Here is an 18,126-nt window from a genome sequence, read left to right as displayed (position 1 = left end):
CCCCATTTCACCAACCCGCCCCAACCGGACGCGAGTCGACGCTCAGGCGGTGAGCAGCAGCCCCTCGGGACCCTTGTCGACGACGACCTTGCCGCCGTCGTTGACCTCGCCGGCGATGAGCATCCGGGCGAGCGGGTCGCCGATGGAGGTCTGGATCAGCCGGCGGAGCGGGCGGGCGCCGTAGGCCGGGTCGTAGCCGGTCTCGGCGAGCCACTCCTTTGCGGCGTCGGTGACCTCGATCGTGATCCGGCGTACGGCGAGCCGCTTCTCGAGCAGGCCGAGCTGGATGTCGACGATCCTGGTGAGGTCGGCGAGCGTGAGCGCGTCGAACATGACGATCTCGTCGAGCCGGTTGAGGAACTCCGGCTTGAAGCTGGACCGCACGACCGTCATCACGCTCTCGTGCTTCTGGTGCTCGTCGAGCATCGGGTCGACCAGGAAGTTCGAGCCGAGGTTGGAGGTCAGGATGAGGATCGTGTTGCGGAAGTCCACGGTCCGGCCCTGGCCGTCGGTCAGCCGCCCGTCGTCGAGCACCTGCAGCAGGATGTCGAAGACCTCGGGGTGGGCCTTCTCGACCTCGTCGAGGAGTACGACGCTGTAGGGCCGGCGGCGGACCGCCTCGGTGAGCTGGCCGCCCTCGTCGTATCCCACGTAGCCCGGAGGCGCGCCGACGAGCCGCGAGACGGAGTGCTTCTCGGAGTACTCCGACATGTCGATCCGGACGATCGCCCGCTCGTCGTCGAACAGGAAGTCGGCGAGCGCCTTCGCGAGCTCGGTCTTGCCGGTGCCGGTCGGGCCGAGGAAGAGGAACGAGCCGGTCGGCCGGTTCGGGTCGGAGATGCCCGCCCGGGAGCGGCGTACGGCGTCGGCGACCGCGTTGACGGCGGCCTTCTGCCCGATCAGCCGCTGCCCGATGACGTCCTCCATCTCGAGCAGCTTGGCGGTCTCGCCCTGCAGCATCTTGCCGGTCGGGATGCCGGTCCACGACTCGACGACCTCGGCGATCTGCTCGGGGGCGACCTCCTCGCCGACCAGCTTCTCGGTGGGTGACTCGGCGACCTCCTGGGCCGCCTTGATCTGCTCCTCGAGCGCCGGGATCTTGCCGTACAGGATCTCCGAGGCGCCGGCGAGGTTGCCCTCACGGGTCAGCCGGTCGGCCTCGATGCGGAGCGCGTCGAGCTGCTTGCGCAGCGCGCCCTCGCCCTCGAGGGACGCCTTCTCCTGCTCCCATCGGGCCTCGAGGCCGCGCAGCTCCTCCTCCCTGTCGGCGAGGTCCCTGCGCAGGTTGGCGAGCCGCTCCTTGGATGCCTCGTCGCTCTCCTTCTCGAGCGCGAACTCCTCCATCTTGAGTCGGTCGACCTGGCGGCGGAGCTGGTCGATCTCCTCCGGGGAGGACTCGATCTCCATCCGCAGCCGGGAGGCGGCCTCGTCGATCAGGTCGATCGCCTTGTCGGGCAGCTGCCGGCCGGTGATGTAGCGGTCGGAGAGCGTCGCCGCGGCGACGAGCGCGGCGTCGGTGATGCGTACGCCGTGGTGCGCTTCGTACTTCTCCTGGATGCCGCGCAGGATCTGGATGGTGTCCTCCACGCTCGGCTCGCCGACGAAGACCTGCTGGAAGCGGCGCTCGAGGGCGGGGTCCTTCTCGATCCGCTCGCGGTACTCGTCGAGCGTGGTCGCGCCGATCATGTGCAGCTCCCCACGGGCCAGCATCGGCTTCAGCATGTTGCCGGCGTCCATCGCGGAGTCGCCGCCGGCGCCCGCGCCGACGACGGTGTGGAGCTCGTCGATGAACGTGATGACCTGGCCCTCGGCCTGCTTGATCTCCTCGAGGACGGACTTCAGCCGCTCCTCGAACTGGCCGCGGTACTGCGCGCCGGCGACCATGCCGGCGAGGTCGAGGCTCAGCACCCGGCGGCCCTTGAGCGAGTCGGGCACGTCGCCGTCGACGATCCGCTGGGCGAGGCCTTCCACGACGGCGGTCTTGCCGACGCCGGGCTCGCCGATGAGGACCGGGTTGTTCTTCGTACGCCGGCTGAGCACCTGGATCACCCGGCGGATCTCGGCGTCGCGGCCGATGACGGGGTCGAGCTTGCCCTCCTCGGCGGCCTTGGTGAGGTCGACGGAGTACTTGTCGAGCGCCTCGTACGTCGACTCGGCGTCCTGGCTCGTCACCCGGCGGCTGCCGCGGACGGCGGTGAGGCTCTCGCGCAGGCCGTCCTCGGACAGGCCGGCGTCGGTGAGCAGCTTCTTGGCCGAGCTCTCGACGGTCGCGAGGCTGATGAGCAGGTGCTCGGTCGCGGCGAAGTCGTCCTTCATCGAGGCGGCCAGCGAGATCGCGCCGGCGAGCACCCGGGTGAGTGCGGCGGAGGCGCCGGGCTGCTGGACGGTCGAGCCGGTCGCGCGCGGCAGCGCCTCCTGGGCGGAGACCGCCTGCCGGGTGAGCACGTCGGCGTCGACGCCGGACTTGGCGACCATCGTCCGGGCGGTGCCGTCCTCCTGCTGGAGCAGGGCGACGAGCAGATGGATCGGCTCGGTGGTCGTGTTGCCCGCCGTGGTCGCCGCGAGCTGTGCGGCCTCGATGGCCTCACGGCTGCGGTTGGTGAACTTGTCGGCCGTGAACTGACTCATGGTGTGGTGGTCTCCTGCGCGATGCGGTCCCTGTCGGCGAGTGTGCTCGCCACTTGCTGCAACACGCTAGAAGTTGAGTCTGTTCCGCTCAACTTTTATGAATTTGCCGGACCGGCGACATCGGTGTCGCCGCACCGCTAGGGTCGCGTGCATGAGCTCCGAGGAGAGCAAGGTCTCGGTCGTCAACGACCAGGAGAAGAGCCGCTACGAGGGCTGGGTCGACGGGCAGCTCGCCGGCTTCGCGGAGTACCAGCTGACCGACCAGCTGATCGTCTTCACCCACACCGAGGTGGGCGAGCGCTACGAGGGTCAGGGAGTCGGCTCGGCGATCGCGGCGTACGCGCTCGGCGACGTACGCGACGCCGGGCAGCGCCAGGTGCTCCCGCTGTGCCCGTTCATCTCGGCGTACATCAAGCGGCACCGGGAGTGGGTGCCGCTGGTGTACGGCGCGCCGCCGAGCACGGCGAAGGACTGACCAGAACCACCGACTCGACGGGGCAGAACCACCGACTCGACGGGGCAGAACCCCCGACTCGACGGGGCAGAACCCCCGACTCGACCTCAGGGCTTGGGCGGCTCCGCGGCGTCGCCGGCCTCGGGGTTGGCATGCTCGGGGAAGTCGCCGGCGGCCTCCTCGGGCTGGACGAGGACGGTGCGGCAGAAGCCCTCGCCGAACGGCGTGAGATGGACCGAGCGGCGTACGACCTTGGCGAACTTCACCGAGTGCAGCGCGCCGAGGACGTCGGGCTGGGCCTCGAGGACCTGGTACTCCGCCGGATCCCGCAGCGGCTCCTTCGAGAACCAGACGAGGCCGAGGCGGAACAGGTTGTTGAGGTACGCCGGCACCCGCGCTGGGTAGCGCACCCCGGCCCGGGCGCCGATCATCGTCAGCCCGGGGGCGACCAGCTGGCTGCTGACCAGGCCGGCCGGGCCGCCGGTCCGGACGTCGACGCTGGCCTGCGGCCCGCCCTGCAGGAGCAGCAGCAGGATCCGCGCCTCGTCGGGTGCGAGGTCGTCGAGGATGCGGGCGTACGCCGGGTGGCCCTGCTCCTCCGACCACACGTCGCGCGAGCGTTCGAGCAGCTCGGCACCGCGGCGGCGGAGGGCCTCCGGGGTGGTCGCGGAGACCTGGGTCTGGCGTGGGGCCGTGGAGCCGGGATGGCCCAGCTGGGTCGCGGCGTCGAGGTGCGGCGGCGTACCCGTGACGAGGGAGCGGGCCACGCCGGTGACGACGTCGGCCGCGTCGGCGGCGTCGCGGGCGAGGTCGGCACGTACGTCGGGGTCGGTGACCGCCCGCGCGACCCGCAGGCCGGTCCGGACGTACGCCTTGACGCCCCACGCCGTCGCCTGCCACGCGGCACCGGCGGCCACCCGGGCCAGGCCCGGCAGCGCGCCGGCAACCGGGGCGACCGCCGGCAGCAGCCCACCGTCGGGACCGGTGGCCGAGCCGGTCGAGCCCGGCTCCGGCTGCCCCTCCGGGTCGCCGTCCCTCATGAGGGGAAGAGCAGCAAGTGCAGGAAACCGCCGGCCAGCCCCATGACGGCGCCATGGGCGTAGAGCATCCACTCGTCCTCCTTGATCGCAGCCCGCATCATCTCAACGAAGTCGGCCGGCGGTAGCTCCTTCGTACGCCGGGCGACCAGCCGCTGGATCTTGTCGGCCTGGTGCCTGCTGAACTGCGGGTCCTTGAAGGGTACGAGAGTGCGGTCGGCCGCCTCCAAGGCGACCGAGTGGCTGATCCGGTCGAAGCGCTCCGGGCCGACGACGACGCGGACCGCGCCGCGGTAGGGGCCGGCGGCGCGGTCGACGGCTGGCTCGAGCGCGGTGGCCAGCAGCTTGCGGGTGGCGTCGCCGCGCGGGCCGCTGAGCAGGAAGTCGCCGATCCGCTCGAGGGTGATGACGTCGGAGGCGATGATGTCGGCATACACCTCCGCGGCCTGTGCCTGCCGCCGCGGGAAGAGCCCCTGGACCTTGATGCCCAGGATCCGGCGCGGCGTCGGCGGCTCGAAGATCAGCCACATGCCCAGCAGGTTCGTCACCCAGCCGACGACGACGCCCATCACCGGCAGCAGCCAGGGCTGCTGGAGGATCGAGTCGACGACCGCGACCGGGATGCCGAGCAGGAAGCCGAACACGAACCCGAACGCGACCATCAGGTTGAGCTCGCGCTGGCCGAAGTCGCGGAAGATGCGGACGACCAGACCCGGGTTCGCGCGGAAGTGCTCGATGACCATCAGCTTCGGGTCCAGCAGCTGGTCGATGTGGGTGCCGATGTCCTCGGTGACCTGGCCGACGATGGCGGGCAGCTGGTCCTGGACGCGTACGACGATGGCGTCGCGCACCGGCTGCGGGAGGTCGCGCCACAGCCGCGGGTGCTCGCGCAGCATGATCTCGTCGACCAGCGCCGGCACCTCCGGGCGGAACGTCTCCACGATGTGCGCGGCGATCTGCTCGGGCTGCAGCTGCTGGTAGAACTCCCCCGGCGTGCCCAGCTTGGAGATCGCCTTGTCGACCGCGATCGAGCCCATCTTGGCGGCTCTCGCAGGGATGATCCCCTGCCAGCCGATGCCGCCCTGGGCGAGTCCCGGCACCTCCTGCACCTTGCGCGGCAGGACGCCGGCCAGGTCGCGCAAGCCGGGGACGCCGACGCCCTTGAAGCGCAGCGGGTAGAAGAGCATGTAGAGGCCCGACCAGTTGATCAGCCAGCCGACCACACCGGTGAAGACCGGCACGGTGACCAGGTGGAGCCAGTTCACCTCGGATGCCCAGTCACGCAGCCACTCAGGCCACACGAGTACCCCTCACGCTCAGCCCTCCCCGGCCGACCCGCAGAGACTAGCGGAGACGGCGGTCACACCGGGCGGCGGCGTGCGCCGCGGACGAGCGCACCGAGGAACATCCAGCCGGCGTACGCGAAGCAGAGGCCGGCACCGACCGGCACGGCGACCCGCCGCCAGTGGCCGTTGACCGCCTCGTTGACCCAGCCGAGCCACGGGACGGAGTACCACAGCACGGCCCGGATCTGTCGTGCGCGGACCGGGGGATCGGCCTCGGCGTTGGCATCGCCCCTGACCGTGAACACCCGGGTGCCGTCGGTCGAGGTGGTGATGCCGACGACGCGGTGCGACACGAGGGTGGGGTCGTTCGGGCGCGGCTCGTAGGTGACGACGTCGCCGATCCGGATCTGGTCGACCGGCCGCGGGCGTACGACGAGCAGCGTGCCGGGCGGCAGATGGGGTCGCATGGAGGTGGTCAGCACGGTCAGCGGGGTGGCGCCGGCCAGCTTCGGCACCACGACCGTGACAGCGGCCAGGCCGAGGACGAGGCCGAGCAGGCCGAGGCTGAGGCCGGTGGCGAGCGCCTTGCGAAGGGTCATGGGTCAGCCGTTCGAGGTGAGTCGGGCCTTGAGCGTGCGGGTCATGCCGCCGGTGATCGCGCCCTCGCTGGGTCCGACACCGTCCGAGGTCACCGTGACCGTGTACGGCGTACCGCCGCCGGTCGCGGCGATGCCTCCGCCCCCGCCCTCGACACCGGACAGGGTGTCCTTGAGGAGCTGGCCCTTCAGCTCGCTGCCGAGGGAGCTGGCGTTGACCACGTCGGCCAGCACGAACTGGTAGTGGAAGCCGATGTAGAAGTGCGGGTAGAGGCCGGTGACGTCGGTCCAGACGCAGGCGTCGTACCTGCTCGCGGCCCGGGTGCGGTCGCTGCAGGACGCCAGCTGGGGCGTGCTCACCGAGTAGGTCCCGGGGCCCGCGTCCATGATCGGGGCGGCCGCCTTCTGGGTGACGCAGAACCTCACGACCAGCGGTGCGGTGATCGTCGCGTTGCTGCGGCCGCCTGCGACGGTGAGGATCCCCTGCGTCGGTCCGCTGACCGTCACGTCCGTCTCCCAGCGCCAGCCGGAGGCGGGCGGCAGGCTGTTGTACGGCGGCTTGGTGGTGTCGATCCGGAGCGACCAGACCGCGGAGCCGGCCGCCGGCGCGACGGTGACGTCGACGCAGAAGTAGTACGGGTTGCTCAGCGTGCCGTCGGCGTCGACCGGGAAGGTCACCGACGGGACGGTCGTCGAGGCGTTGCCGGGGGCGATCCCGGCCTGGGCGGGCGTCACCGTCGTCGGCGAGGTGGGCGCGGGCACCGTCTCGGTGAAGGTGGAGGCCACCGGAGCGGTCGCCCAGGTGGCGGCGTGGCCGGTCACGGTGACCGTCGGCGTCACCATCGCCGCGGAGGTCGAGGTCGTCGTCGCCCGGAAGCAGTACGTCGCCGTGCCGCCGGCCGCCAGCGTGGCGCCCGAGAGCCACGACGGGACCGCCGACGCCCAGGTGCCGCTCGTCACGGCGGACGGGACGCTCCCGCAGTCGGTGGTGCTCGAGGTCACCGGCCAGACGGCGACGGAGACCGAGCCGGTTCCCGTGCCTGCGACGGCGACCGTCGCGGTCAGCGAGGTGAGCTCGAGACCGCCGGTGTTGCTGACCGTCACCGCGCCGGACAGCGGGGTACCGCTGCTCAGCGTGCCGCCGAGCCCGTCGAACCCCGCGACGGTGAGACCGACCGTGCCGGCCATCGGCGTACCCGACACCGACGCCTGGGTCCGCCACGCGGCGGAGGCCACCCCGACAGTGCCGAGGACGAGCAGCACGGCGAGCGTGAGGGTCACCACGAGCGTGGTACGCCGGCGGGTCATGCCTGGTCCCCCGTGATGGTGAGGCCCAGGTCGGCCGACGTCCCGGCGAGCGTGACCGGGGCGGAGCCGTCGAGGGCGAGGACGAGGCAGAGGTCCTCGCTGCCGTCGGCGGGCAGGGTGACGAGCTGCCGGGCGACGTAGCCGACCAGAGCACCGGTCGTGCCGGCGCTCGTCGGACACGACGTCCCGACGGGTACGGCGGCCGCCCGCAGCGTTAGCGCGTCGGCCAGCGGCGCAGAGCCCGTCGTCGACGCGACGCCGACCGACAGCGGCACGCTGCCCGTGTTGTGCAGCGTCACCGACGCCGACACCTGCGCGCCCGGAGCCAACGGCCCGTCGAGGCCGGTGAGCACGGCCGACTCGCGCCCGGCGACGGTCAGCCCGATGCTGCCCGTCGTGATCGTGGCGCCGGGCGCCGTCGCGCTCGCGTCCCAGAGCGCGTACACCCCGCCGGTCCCGGCCAGGCCTAGCACGACGGTGACGATGATGATCGCGGCGACGCCGAGGGCGCCGCCGACGAGGCTTCCCCGTCGGCGGCTGCCCCGGCGCTCACCGCGCCGGTCCCCCCACATGGGTGCCCGATCAGGCGGTCTGGTTCAGGTCGAACGTCACCGGGTCGAGCGTCAGCGCACGCTTCTGCTCGGCCTGGTCCTTCACGTCGGTGAAGGTGACGGTGACAGTGGCGTCGACCGTGTAGTCGCCGCTCGCGGGGGCGGTGATCGTCGCGGACTTGTGGTCGGTCTGGTCGATGGTCACGCCGCTGCCGCCGCTCGAGAGTGCCGTCGCCACGGTGACGTCGCCCGAGGTGGTCAGGCCCGAGATCGAGCCGGAATCGACGGTGAGCTTGGCCTTCAGGTCATCGCCCGTGGCGGTGATCGTCAGCGGCACCGTGTAGGTGATGACGTCGCCCGGCACGAGGTGGAAGCTGCTGAGGTCGATCGTCGCGCCGCCGTGCTTCCACGTACCGGTGGCCTTGGTGAGGCTGAGCTGTCCGGTGTTGATCGTCGCCGGGTCGGTGCTGGTGGTGGTGTTCCACATGGCGAAGGTGCCGGCCCCACCGAGGAGCAGTGCGACCCCGGCGGCGGCGCCGATGGCGCCCTTGAGTGAGTTGTTCATGATGGTCCCCTTTGTGGTGCGACAGGGGGAACCGTCCGCGGGCGTCGGAAGACACCGGCGGAAGAGTCCGTCTGCGCGTGCGTGGTCAGCTGCCCGCAGCGCACGACCTCCGGTGAGCTCCCCAAAGCTCCGAGGTCAGTGGATCGATCGATGGTGGCGGTGCGAGACAACCGAAAGCGGAACCTACTCACCGGTTCGCAGCGGATTCAGTCGAATCGTCAACTATGTCCCAAGTTGGCCGACCTGGAGGGTGTCGGCGTAGTCCTCCGGGACTACGGACGACGACGCCAGACGACCAGGGACTGCCCGGGGTCGGGGTCGCGCAGCGCGGGCAGGCGGCTGGCCCGCTGGGGCGTACGCCGAGCGGTGCCCGCCTGGCGGAGCGCGTCGCGGGTGGCGGCGAGCTCGCGCTGCAGCTCCTCGTTGCGGGCCTGGAGGGCGGCGACGCGGTTCTCGAGGTCGAGGATCCGGCGTACGCCCTCGATGCCGATGCCCGACGAGGTCAGCTCGGCGATCGAGCGGAGCAGCTCGATGTCGCGGTAGGAGTAGCGCCGGCCGCCGCCACCGGTGCGGCCGGGCGTGATGAGCCCCATCCGCTCATAGGTGCGCAGGGTCTGCGGATGCAGCCCGGTGAGCTCGGCGGCGACGGAGATGACGTAGACCGCCGCGTCCGGCGACGGCGTGGTGTAGGTCGGCTTGCGGCTCGCCATCAGCGGGCCGCCTGCTCGAAGAGGTTGGCGCGCAGCGGCTTGTCGGCGGTGGCCTCGCGGTAGGCCTCGACCGCGGCGCGGGCGGCCTCGTCGAGGTGGGCGGGCACCTGCACCTCGACGGTCGCGAGCAGGTCGCCGGTGGTGCCGTCGGAGCGGCGGGCACCCTTGCCGCGGACGCGGAAGGTGCGGCCGTTGGGGGTCCCGGCGGGGATCCGCAGCGTCACCGGCGCACCGGTCAGCGTCGGGATCTTGACCTCGGCGCCGAGCGCGAGCTCGTCGAACGAGACCGGCACGTCGATCGTGAGGTTGTCGTCCTTGCGGCCGAAGACACGGTGCGGGGTGACCCGCACGGTGACGTAGAGGTCGCCGTTGGGGCCGCCGTTCTCGCCCGCGCCGCCCTTGCCCTTGAGGCGGATCCGCTGGCCGTCCTTGACGCCGGCCGGGATGCGGGCCTGGATCGTCCGGGCGGAGGTGCCGCGGCCGGTGCCGTGGCAGGTCGGGCAGGCCTCGTCGTAGATGAGCTGCCGGCCGCCGCAGCGCGGGCAGGTCTCGTTCATCGAGAAGCCGCCGCCCACGGACTGGACGATGTAGCCGGCGCCCTCGCACTCGGGGCAGACCCGCGGCTTGGTGCCGGGCTTGCCGCCGGTGCCGTTGCAGTCGGGGCAGGCGGCGTCGCTGGTCAGCCGCAGCGAGATGGTGAGCCCCTCGAGCGCGTCGACGAAGCCGATCGTGGCGGTCGACTCGACGTCGGCGCCCTTCGTGGGCCGCGGACGGGCCTGGGTGCGGCCACGGCCGAAGCCGCCACCGAACAGGTCGCCGAACATGTCGCCGAGGCCACCGCCGGCGCCAGCGCCTCCGCCTCCGAAGAGGTCCTCGAAGTTGTAGCCGCGGCCGCCGGTCGTGGTCGTCGTGCCGCCCGGGAAGCCTCCGGGGAAGCCCCCGCCGGCGTAGAGCGAGCGGACCTCGTCGTACTTCTTCCGCTTCTCGGGGTCACCGACGACGTCGTAGGCCTCGGCGACCTTCTTGAACTTCTCGTGCTTGGCGGTGTCGTCGGGGTTGGAGTCGGGGTGGTTGGCGCGCGCGAGCTTGCGGTAGGCCTTCTTGATCTCGTCGGCCGTGGCGTCCTTCTTCACGCCGAGCTCGGCGTAGAAGTCCTTGTTGACCCAGTCGGGCCGGATGCCCTCGTTGCCGTTGTTGCCTGCCATGCGCGCGCCTCCCTTCCCCTGCTCTCCTGCTTACTTCCTACTCCGGGTCGACGACCAGCACCTGCGCGGCGCGGACGACCCGGTCGCCGATGCGATAGCCGGCCTTCGCGAGCACCTTGACGGTCGTCTCCTTGACGTCCGGGTCGGTCCCCATGTGGCTGAGCGCCTCGTGGATCGTCGGGTCGAACGGCTCCCCCGGCTCGCCGAACCTGGTGAGCCCGAGGTTGCTGACGATCCGCTCGAGCTGGTCGGCGACGGCCTTGAAGCCACCCTCCACCTCGCCGTGCTCGCGGGCCCGGTCGATGGTGTCGAGCACCTCGATGATCGGGCTGAGCACCTTGAACGTGGCGTTCTGGCTGATCAGCTCGCGGTCGCGGTCGACCCGGCGCTTGTAGTTGAGGTACTCGGCCTGGAGCCGCTGCAGGTCGGCGGTCAGCTCCGTCACCGCCCGCTGCGCGGCGGTCAGGTCGTCCTCGACGGTCTCGGCCTCGAGGGCGTCCGCCTCCGGGGCGTGCTCCTCCCCGGAGGCCGAGCCCGCCCCGCGGGACGTCTCGCCTGGCTCGACGTCCGCCTCGGGCGGGGCCGCGGTGCCTCCCGGTTCGGTGTCGGCCTCGGCCCCGGGCGCCGCCGTCTCCTCGACGGGGGCGTCCGGGGTCTCGGCGCGGCGGTCCTCAGTCACTTGTCCTCGCCCGGCTCGTCGTCGACGATCTCGGCGTCGACGACGTCGTCGTCGGCCTCGCCGGTCGCGCCGGTGGTCCCACCGGCGGCGGCCTGGTCGGCGTCGGCCGCGGCGTACATCGCGGCGCCCATCTTCTGGCTGGACTCACCGAGCTTGGTGATCGCCCCCTTGATCTCGTCGGTGGAGGAGTCCTCCTTCTCGAGCAGGGCCTTGAGGGCGTCGAGGTCGGTCTGGACCTCGGTCTTGACGTCCTCCGGGATCTTCTCGCCGTTGTCGGTGAGGAACTTCTCGGTGGTGTAGAGGAGGGTGTCGCCCTGGTTGCGGACCTCGACGGCCTCGCGCCGCTTGGCGTCCTCCTCGGCGTACTGCTCCGCGTCGCGGACCATCCGGTCGATCTCCTCCTTGGAGAGGGCCGAGCCGCCGGAGATGGTCATCGACTGCTCACGGCCGGAGGCCTGGTCCTTCGCGGACACGTGGACGATGCCGTTGGCGTCGATGTCGAAGGTGACCTCGATCTTCGGCACGCCACGCGGCGCCGGCGGGAGGCCGGTCAGCTCGAAGTTGCCGAGCGGCTGGTTCTCGGACCACATCGGGCGCTCGCCCTGGGCGACCTTGATCTCGACGGACGGCTGGTTGTCGTCGGCCGTCGTGAAGATCTCGGACCGCTTGGTCGGGATCGTGGTGTTGCGCTCGATCAGGGTGGTGAAGACACCGCCCTTGGTCTCGATGCCGAGGCTCAGCGGGGTGACGTCGAGCAGGAGGACGTCCTTGACCTCACCCTTGAGCACACCGGCCTGCAGCGCGGCGCCGACGGCGACGACCTCGTCGGGGTTGACGCCCTTGTTGGGCTCCTTGCCGCCGAGCAGGGACTTGACCAGGTCGGTCACCGCGGGCATGCGGGTCGAGCCACCGACCAGCACGACGTGGTCGATGTCGGAGACCTTGACGCCGGCGTCCTTGAGGACGCTCTGGAACGGGGCCTTGGTCCGGTCGAGCAGGTCGGCGGTGATCTTCTGGAACTCGGCGCGCGACAGCCGCTCCTCGAAGTGGAGGGGGCCGTTCTCACCGTGGGTGATGTAGGGCAGGTGGATCGTGGTCTCGCTCGAGCTCGACAGCTCGATCTTCGCCTTCTCCGCCGCCTCCTGCAGACGCTGGGCGGCGATCTTGTCGGCGGACAGGTCCACGCCGTTGGCGTTCTTGAACTTGGTGACCATCCAGTCGACGATCCGGGCGTCCCAGTCGTCACCACCGAGGTGGTTGTCACCGGAGGTCGCCTTCACCTCGACGACGCCCTCGCCGATCTCGAGCAGGGACACGTCGAACGTGCCGCCACCGAGATCGAAGACGAGGATCGTCTGGTCCTCGCCCTTGTCGAGGCCGTAGGCCAGCGCGGCGGCGGTCGGCTCGTTGACGATGCGGGCGACGTTGAGGCCCGCGATCTCGCCGGCCTCCTTGGTGGCCTGGCGCTGGGCGTCGGAGAAGTACGCCGGGACCGTGATGACCGCGTCGGTCACCGTCTCGCCGAGGTAGGCCTCGGCGTCCCTCTTCAGCTTCTGCAGCACGAACGCGCTGATCTGCTGCGGCGTGAACGTCTTGTCGTCGATCTTGACGGTCCAGTCGGTGCCCATGTGGCGCTTGACCGACTTGATCGTCCGCTCGACGTTGGTGACCGCCTGACGCTTGGCCACCTCACCGACGAGGACCTCGCCGGACTTCGCGAAGGCCACGACGGACGGGGTCGTACGCGCGCCTTCCGCGTTTGCGATGACGGTGGGCTCGCCACCCTCGAGGACCGATACGACGCTGTTCGTCGTACCGAGGTCGATACCGACCGCACGTGCCATGGTGTTGCTACCTCCGCTGTCTGGCTGCTACTGCCTGTTGAAACTCGTGTCGGCCCCGGCGGGGCCGTCCGTGCCATCCTCGCACTGATAGCTGATCAGGCGAAGAACTTGAGTCGCTTCAACTCAAGTTTGCTCACTGATCGCAACGAAGGCAAAGCGGCGATCATTCCCGCCGTCGTCGACGATTTCCGGCGCGGTGGTTGGATCGCTCGCATGGCGCCGTTGCGGGTGCTGCTGGCCGGGCTGGTGCTGCTCGCCGGGTGCGGGGGCGGCACGTCGAGACCTGCGCCCGGCCCGCTCCCCAGCCCGCCGCCGACCAGTGCGTCCGTCTCCTCGGCACCGGCGCCGTCGGCCGCGGGCCCGAGCGCGCCGTCGCGCCGACCGCGCGCGGACCCCGACGACGTGCGCGTGCGGACGGCGGTGGCGGCGGTCCGCGCCCTCGCCGGCGGGATCGGCCCGCGGCCGGGGACGTCGGCGGCGTACGCCCGGGCCGCGGACTGGGTCGAGGAGCGCTTCGCGGACCTCGGCTGGGAGGTCCGCCGGCAGCCGTTCCGTACGCCGGGCGGGGTCTCCTGGGGAGTGCCGGTGCCGGCCGGGCGGTCGGTGAACCTGGTCGCCGACCGGGGCGACGTACGCCGCGGACGGCCGTGGCTGCTGGTCGGCGCCCACCTCGACACTGTGCCGCAGTCGCCCGGCGCGGAGGACGACGGGTCCGGGATCGGCGTGCTGCTGGCCGTGGCCGAGGCGCTCCGGGACCGGCGGACGCGGCTGCCGGTGGTCCTGGTGGCGTTCGGGTCGGAGGAGCCGCGCGGGCCGAGCGACGCCGACCACCACTACGGCTCGCGGGCGTACGTCGCCGGGCTCTCGCCCACGCAGCGGCGGACCCTGCGTGGCATGGTCGCGCTCGACCGGGTCGGGGTCGGCGCGGCGGTGCCGGCGTGCGCCGCGACCACCGGCCCCGAGCCGACGCTGAGCTCGCTCGTGCGCGCGGCGCGCCGCGCCGGCGTACCGACGACGCAGTGCTCCGTCGTGCCCAACCGGTCCGCCGACCACTGGTCGTTCGCCGAGGTCGGGCTGCCGGCGGCGCGCCTCGGCGGGACGTCGTACGCCGGCTACCACTCGCCCACCGACATGCCCTCGGTGGTGTCGGCCGCCCAGCTGCGGCGGACGTCCCGGCTGGTCGTCGAGTGGCTCAGGTGAGGTCGAGGACGAGCCGGCCGCGCACACCGCCGGCCTCGAGGCGGCGGTGCGCCTCCGGCGCCTCGGCGGCGGGCAGGACGCCGGCGACGCGCAAGGTGAGCACCCCCTCCTCGGCCTGCTGCCGGAGCCGGTCGAGGAGGTCGTGGCGCTCCGCGACGGTGCGTACGCCGACGGGCCGGACCCAGACCCGGTCCTGGCCCTCGCCCGCCCAGCCGCGGACGGTCGCCATCGTGCCGCCGTCCTTGACCGCGGGCAGCACCGCCTCGTTGAGGAGCGCGGCGTCGACGAGCCCGTCGACACCGTCGGGGTAGCGCTCACGGATCGCCTGCGCGTAGTCGTCGCCGCGGGGCAGCACGACGTCGGCGCCGAGGGAGCCGACGAGCTCCTCGTCCTTCTCGGCCGCGTCGGCGACCACCGTGAGGCCGTCGGCCCTGGCGAGCTGGATGACGTAGCCCCCGAGCGCGCCGGCCGCGCCGCTCACCGCGACCACCTGGCCCGGCTCGAGGCCCAGCAGCTCGAGGGCGAGCCGGGCGGTGAGGCCGTTCATCGGCAGGGTCGCCGCCTCGGCGTCGCTCGCGCCGGCGGGCACCGGCACCACCGAGGCGGCGGGCAGGACGACCTCCTCGCGGTAGGCGCCGTGGGTGCCCGACGGCACGACGATCCCCATCACCCGATCGCCCACGGCCGGGCCCTCGACGCCCTCGCCGACCTCGACCACCCTGCCGGCGACCTCCATGCCGGGGACGTCGGCTGGGTCTTCGGGACGGCCGGTCTGCGACCGCAGGCCGGCGCGGATCCCGGTGTCGGTCGGGTTGACCGTCGCCCGGGTCACCCGGATCCGGACCTCGCCCTCACCGAGCTCCTCCGGCGGGACGTCCACCTCGTGGAGGACCTCGGGGCCGCCGTACTCCGTCACGCCGATGGCTCGCATGCCCCCGTTCTATACCGCCGGTCAATGCAAGGCGGCGAGGATCCGCGCCGCCGCGGGACCGCGCACGACCCGCGGCGCGAAGCTCCCAGGATCCATCCGGTAGGGCACGAGCCGCACCCGACGCAGCCGGTCACCTCGGAAGGTCGCCTCGAGGAAGACGCCCTCCATCGTCTGGGGCATGAAGTCCATGTCGAAGACGAAGTTGCCGAGCGAGTGCACGACGGGTACGCCGTCGATCCGCTCGAGAGGCTGCGTCCAGTGCGGGTGGCCGCCCACGACGAGGTCGGCGCCGGCCGCGACCAGCCGGCGCGCGACGGTGTGCTGCACCGGGTCGGGGGTGTGGGTGTACTGCGTGCCCCAGTGCGGCAGCACCACCACGACGTCGGCCCGCCGGTGGGCCTCCCGGATCGCCCGCGTGACGACCCGCAGGTCGGCGAGGACGAGCGGACCGGTGCGCGGCGGCATCCGGACGCTCAGCGCGCCGGGGCTCGTCGGCGTCGCGCGCGGGGTCTCGCCGATGGCGTTGAACCCGAGGAACGCGAAGGTGACCCCCTTGCGCGTCACGTACGCCGGCGCGGCTGCCGCCGCGAGGTCGGCCCCGGCGCCGAACGGCTCGATCGGGCTGCGACGCAGCGTGCCGACGGTCTCGAGCAGCGCGCGGTTCCCGTAGTCGCCGGTGTGGTTGTTGGCGAGATCGAGCGCGTCGAGGCCCGCGCTGCGGAGCGGCCCGAGCAGTGCCGGGCTGCCGCCGAAGGAGTCCCCGCCCTGGGTCGGCGCGCCGTCGGTCGACAGCGTGCTCTCGAGGTTGCCGACCGTGATGTCCGCGCGGCGCAGACGGGGTGCCAGCGGCGCGAGCGCGGCCGCCGGGTCCGGGACGCCGCGCACGAGCATCAGGTCGCCGACGACGGTCAGCCGGACCGTGGGCCTCTCGACGGCCGACGGCGACCGTGTTGGTCTCGACACTCCACCGCTCGTTGCTCGCGACGGCGGCTCGACCGACGATGGCGGCTCGACCGACGAGGGTGACGACGGCGTACCCCCGCCCTCCGGCGCACTCCCGGAGCAGCCGGTCAGGACGAGGGCGAGCGCGACGGCCGCAGCGGCTCGGCGCATGCGTCCAGCATGCCGCGCGGACTCAGCAGGAGCGCTCGGAGAGCAGCCGCAGGCCGGTGTCGACCATCGAGACCCGGGCCAGGCCGGGGACGTCGTCGAGCGGGAACCAGCGTGCCTCGTCGGTGGTGCCGCCGACCTCGTGGGTGAGCTCGCCGCCCACGACCCGGGCGCCGTAGAAGACTCTGACCGCCTTGAACGTCCGGTCGGTCTCGCGCATCCGGCCCTCCGGGGGGATCACGTCGGTCTCGATGCCGAGCAGCCCGGTGAGCTCGACGGCGTACCCGGTCTCCTCGCCGACCTCCCGCACCGCCCCCTCCTCGGGCGTCTCGTACAGGTCCACTCCTCCGCCGGGCAGCGTCCAGCGCTTGCGGTCGACGTCCTCGTTCCACAGGGCGAGCAGCAGCTGCCCGTCGCGGACGATGACGGCGTACGCCGCGAGCCGGGTGTCGTACTCGGTGTAGTGGAGCGGCTCGGCCACCCCTCCATTGTGACCGAACACCGCTCGGAATAGATCGAGGGCGAGTGGGTTCAGGAGGGGTATGACCGTTTCCACGATCACCCTGAACGACCAGACGACCATCCCCCAGTTCGGCCTCGGCGTGTGGCAGGTGCCGGCCGACATCACCGAGCGGGTCGTGAGCGACGCCCTCGAGCTCGGCTACCGGCACATCGACACCGCGCAGATGTACGGCAACGAGGAGGGCGTGGGCGCCGCGATCAAGAACGCCGGGATCGCCCGCGACGAGCTGTACGTCACCACGAAGCTGAACAACAGCAACCACGAGCCGGCGCGGGCGAAGGCGTCGCTCGAGGAGTCCCTGCAGAAGCTCGGCCTCGACCGGGTCGACCTGTTCCTGATCCACTGGCCGCTCCCGACCGAGTACGGCGGCGACTACACCTCCACCTGGGAGGCGCTCGTCGAGCTGCGCGACGCCGGCCTGGCGACCTCCGTGGGCGTCTCCAACTTCCAGCCCGCCCACCTCGACACCATCGTGTCGCGCACCGGCGTCGTACCGGCGGTGAACCAGATCGAGGTGCACCCCTACTTCGGCAACGGCGCCGCCCGGGAGGCGACCCTGCGCCACGGGGCGCACGTCGAGGCCTGGTCGCCGCTCGGCCAGGGCGGCGGCGAGCTCACCGACCCGGTCGTCACCACGATCGCCGAGAAGCACGGCAAGTCGCCGGCCCAGGTGCTGCTGCGCTGGCAGCTCGACCTCGGCAACATCGTCTTCCCGAAGTCGACGCGCAAGGAGCGGCTGGCGGAGAACTTCGACGTCTTCGACTTCGCCCTCTCCGAGGACGAGATCGCCTCGCTCGGAGCGCTCGACAGGGGCGAGGCCGGCCGCACCGGCCCGAACCCGGACACGTTCGACTACGTCCCGGCCTGACGTGGGGCCTCGGTCGGGCCCGGGCGACGTGACCCGGGCCCGACCGAGCGGCGGTCAGCGGATGGTGACCTTGACGACGTTGGAGAAGGCGCCGGAGTCGATGTCCTTCATCCGGAACTTCTGGACGCCCGGCCGCGAGGTCTGGACGTAGGTCGAGAACTGGCCGCCCGAGACCGCGAGGTCCGGCACGGGGAAGTCCTCCCACGGGCCGTTGCCGGACTGGCGCTGCACGCGCAGGATGGCGCCCTCGCCGCCCGGGTAGACGCCGGTCAGGTCGATCTGCTGCATCGGTGAGACCGAGAGCTCGCCCGCCTGGAGGGTGATCTTCTTCTCCGGCTTCTTCGTCTTCTCGGGCTTGCTGCTCGCGCCCTCGGAGGGCTCGGCGGACTCGGTCTCGTCAGGGGTGAGCGTCACGAGCGGGCCGCTCGGCGTGTCGGTCGGCGACGGCGTCGGGAGGTAGAGCGACGCGCCCGCACCCGAGGATCGCTTGGCACTGTCACCGCCGATGCCGAGGACGTGGGTGGCCGCAAGCGTGACGACGCCGATGATCAGGCCGACCGCGACGGCCACGGCGACGAGTGCGATCAGTCCCGCAGCGATCGGGTGCTTCTCGTCCTGGCTCACGGCGCGG

The 18,126-nt window shown here is 71.9% G+C and carries 18 protein-coding genes; 3 read left to right on the top strand and 15 right to left on the bottom strand.

The features are described from left to right. Positions 1-42: 42 nt before the first annotated feature. A complete protein-coding gene (gene clpB / locus ABLE53_RS07840; RefSeq protein ID WP_348858223.1) occupies positions 43-2,628 on the bottom strand; it encodes an ATP-dependent chaperone ClpB in 2,586 nt (861 codons plus the stop codon). A gap of 151 nt (positions 2,629-2,779) precedes the next feature. Here clpB and ABLE53_RS07835 point away from each other — a divergent pair, with 151 nt between their 5' ends. Further along, complete coding sequence (locus ABLE53_RS07835; protein ID WP_348858222.1) at positions 2,780-3,103, top strand: GNAT family N-acetyltransferase; 324 nt, start codon at positions 2,780-2,782, stop codon at positions 3,101-3,103. 86 nt (positions 3,104-3,189) lie between these two features. On the opposite strand, the gene ABLE53_RS07830 is transcribed toward ABLE53_RS07835, so the two are convergent. The 10 genes from ABLE53_RS07830 to dnaK form a co-directional block, all read right to left on the bottom strand. Further along, on the bottom strand, positions 3,190-4,122 hold the full coding sequence (locus tag ABLE53_RS07830) for an Abi-alpha family protein (protein WP_348858221.1): 933 nt from the start codon (positions 4,120-4,122) through the stop codon (positions 3,190-3,192). Beyond that, positions 4,119-5,420: a DUF445 domain-containing protein gene (locus ABLE53_RS07825; protein ID WP_348858220.1), complete on the bottom strand. Its 1,302-nt coding sequence runs from the start codon at positions 5,418-5,420 to the stop codon at positions 4,119-4,121. Before ABLE53_RS07825 ends, ABLE53_RS07830 begins: the two co-directional genes overlap by 4 nt. Positions 5,421-5,479: 59 nt before the next feature. Then, positions 5,480-6,004, bottom strand: coding sequence for a signal peptidase I (locus ABLE53_RS07820; protein ID WP_348858219.1), 525 nt, complete (start codon positions 6,002-6,004; stop codon positions 5,480-5,482). Positions 6,005-6,007: 3 nt separating this feature from the next. Further along, positions 6,008-7,309: a hypothetical protein gene (locus ABLE53_RS07815; RefSeq protein ID WP_348858218.1), complete on the bottom strand. Its 1,302-nt coding sequence runs from the start codon at positions 7,307-7,309 to the stop codon at positions 6,008-6,010. After that, a complete protein-coding gene (locus ABLE53_RS07810; RefSeq protein WP_348858217.1) occupies positions 7,306-7,881 on the bottom strand; it encodes a hypothetical protein in 576 nt (191 codons plus the stop codon). The genes ABLE53_RS07815 and ABLE53_RS07810 overlap by 4 nt, the downstream gene beginning before the upstream one ends. Positions 7,882-7,891: 10 nt before the next feature. Continuing rightward, entirely contained in the window at positions 7,892-8,425 is a 534-nt protein-coding gene (locus ABLE53_RS07805; RefSeq protein WP_348858216.1) for an alternate-type signal peptide domain-containing protein, read from the bottom strand. Between the two features lie 272 nt (positions 8,426-8,697). Further along, complete coding sequence (locus tag ABLE53_RS07800; RefSeq protein WP_348858215.1) at positions 8,698-9,135, bottom strand: heat shock protein transcriptional repressor HspR; 438 nt, start codon at positions 9,133-9,135, stop codon at positions 8,698-8,700. Further along, positions 9,135-10,340 carry a DnaJ C-terminal domain-containing protein gene (locus ABLE53_RS07795; protein ID WP_348858213.1) on the bottom strand — a complete coding sequence of 402 codons (1,206 nt, stop codon included), beginning with the start codon at positions 10,338-10,340 and terminating at the stop codon, positions 9,135-9,137. The genes ABLE53_RS07800 and ABLE53_RS07795 overlap by 1 nt, the downstream gene beginning before the upstream one ends. A 37-nt stretch (positions 10,341-10,377) precedes the next feature. After that, positions 10,378-11,019, bottom strand: coding sequence for a nucleotide exchange factor GrpE (grpE, locus tag ABLE53_RS07790; RefSeq protein ID WP_348858212.1), 642 nt, complete (start codon positions 11,017-11,019; stop codon positions 10,378-10,380). Beyond that, positions 11,016-12,863 (bottom strand): molecular chaperone DnaK, encoded by a 1,848-nt coding sequence (gene dnaK / locus ABLE53_RS07785; protein WP_348858211.1) that lies wholly within the window; start codon positions 12,861-12,863, stop codon positions 11,016-11,018. Before dnaK ends, grpE begins: the two co-directional genes overlap by 4 nt. A gap of 213 nt (positions 12,864-13,076) precedes the next feature. Here dnaK and ABLE53_RS07780 point away from each other — a divergent pair, with 213 nt between their 5' ends. Beyond that, complete coding sequence (locus ABLE53_RS07780; RefSeq protein ID WP_348858210.1) at positions 13,077-14,063, top strand: M28 family metallopeptidase; 987 nt, start codon at positions 13,077-13,079, stop codon at positions 14,061-14,063. Here the strand turns inward: ABLE53_RS07780 and ABLE53_RS07775 are convergent. Genes ABLE53_RS07775 through ABLE53_RS07765 form a run of 3 tightly spaced genes read right to left on the bottom strand, consistent with a single transcriptional unit; the run spans position 14,056 to position 16,585 of the window. Beyond that, positions 14,056-14,994 carry an NADP-dependent oxidoreductase gene (locus ABLE53_RS07775; RefSeq protein WP_348858208.1) on the bottom strand — a complete coding sequence of 313 codons (939 nt, stop codon included), beginning with the start codon at positions 14,992-14,994 and terminating at the stop codon, positions 14,056-14,058. The two genes, ABLE53_RS07780 and ABLE53_RS07775, sit on opposite strands and share 8 nt — an antisense overlap. A gap of 21 nt (positions 14,995-15,015) precedes the next feature. After that, entirely contained in the window at positions 15,016-16,107 is a 1,092-nt protein-coding gene (locus ABLE53_RS07770) for a CapA family protein (RefSeq protein ID WP_348858207.1), read from the bottom strand. Positions 16,108-16,129: 22 nt separating this feature from the next. After that, positions 16,130-16,585, bottom strand: a complete 456-nt coding sequence (locus ABLE53_RS07765; protein WP_348858206.1) for an NUDIX hydrolase — start codon at positions 16,583-16,585, stop codon at positions 16,130-16,132. Positions 16,586-16,646: 61 nt separating this feature from the next. On the opposite strand from ABLE53_RS07765, the gene ABLE53_RS07760 reads away from it, so the two are divergent. Next, positions 16,647-17,495 carry an aldo/keto reductase gene (locus ABLE53_RS07760; protein WP_348858205.1) on the top strand — a complete coding sequence of 283 codons (849 nt, stop codon included), beginning with the start codon at positions 16,647-16,649 and terminating at the stop codon, positions 17,493-17,495. A 54-nt stretch (positions 17,496-17,549) separates the two neighbouring features. Here the strand turns inward: ABLE53_RS07760 and ABLE53_RS07755 are convergent, their stop codons facing one another. Then, the gene (locus tag ABLE53_RS07755) at positions 17,550-18,119 is read right to left on the bottom strand and encodes a hypothetical protein (protein ID WP_348858203.1); all 570 of its coding nucleotides are present in this window, start codon (positions 18,117-18,119) and stop codon (positions 17,550-17,552) included. Between the last annotated feature and the right edge of the window lie 7 nt (positions 18,120-18,126).

Source organism: Nocardioides asiaticus, assembly GCF_040049175.1.
Classification (GTDB): Bacteria; Actinomycetota; Actinomycetes; order Propionibacteriales; family Nocardioidaceae; genus Nocardioides; species Nocardioides cheoyonin.
This window is presented reverse-complemented; position numbering and strand designations above follow the sequence as displayed.

Bases quoted from the DNA above. Each gene is read 5' to 3' on its own strand.
- clpB (WP_348858223.1), bottom strand. From the start codon at position 2,628: ATGAGTCAGTTCACGGCCGACAAGTTCACCAACCGCAGCCGTGAGGCC.
- ABLE53_RS07835 (WP_348858222.1), top strand. From the start codon at position 2,780: ATGAGCTCCGAGGAGAGCAAGGTCTCGGTCGTCAACGACCAGGAGAAG.
- ABLE53_RS07830 (WP_348858221.1), bottom strand. From the start codon at position 4,122: ATGAGGGACGGCGACCCGGAGGGGCAGCCGGAGCCGGGCTCGACCGGC.
- ABLE53_RS07820 (WP_348858219.1), bottom strand. From the start codon at position 6,004: ATGACCCTTCGCAAGGCGCTCGCCACCGGCCTCAGCCTCGGCCTGCTC.
- ABLE53_RS07815 (WP_348858218.1), bottom strand. From the start codon at position 7,309: ATGACCCGCCGGCGTACCACGCTCGTGGTGACCCTCACGCTCGCCGTG.
- ABLE53_RS07810 (WP_348858217.1), bottom strand. From the start codon at position 7,881: ATGTGGGGGGACCGGCGCGGTGAGCGCCGGGGCAGCCGCCGACGGGGA.
- ABLE53_RS07805 (WP_348858216.1), bottom strand. From the start codon at position 8,425: ATGAACAACTCACTCAAGGGCGCCATCGGCGCCGCCGCCGGGGTCGCA.
- ABLE53_RS07800 (WP_348858215.1), bottom strand. From the start codon at position 9,135: ATGGCGAGCCGCAAGCCGACCTACACCACGCCGTCGCCGGACGCGGCG.
- ABLE53_RS07795 (WP_348858213.1), bottom strand. From the start codon at position 10,340: ATGGCAGGCAACAACGGCAACGAGGGCATCCGGCCCGACTGGGTCAAC.
- dnaK (WP_348858211.1), bottom strand. From the start codon at position 12,863: ATGGCACGTGCGGTCGGTATCGACCTCGGTACGACGAACAGCGTCGTA.
- ABLE53_RS07780 (WP_348858210.1), top strand. From the start codon at position 13,077: ATGGCGCCGTTGCGGGTGCTGCTGGCCGGGCTGGTGCTGCTCGCCGGG.
- ABLE53_RS07775 (WP_348858208.1), bottom strand. From the start codon at position 14,994: ATGCGAGCCATCGGCGTGACGGAGTACGGCGGCCCCGAGGTCCTCCAC.
- ABLE53_RS07770 (WP_348858207.1), bottom strand. From the start codon at position 16,107: ATGCGCCGAGCCGCTGCGGCCGTCGCGCTCGCCCTCGTCCTGACCGGC.
- ABLE53_RS07760 (WP_348858205.1), top strand. From the start codon at position 16,647: ATGACCGTTTCCACGATCACCCTGAACGACCAGACGACCATCCCCCAG.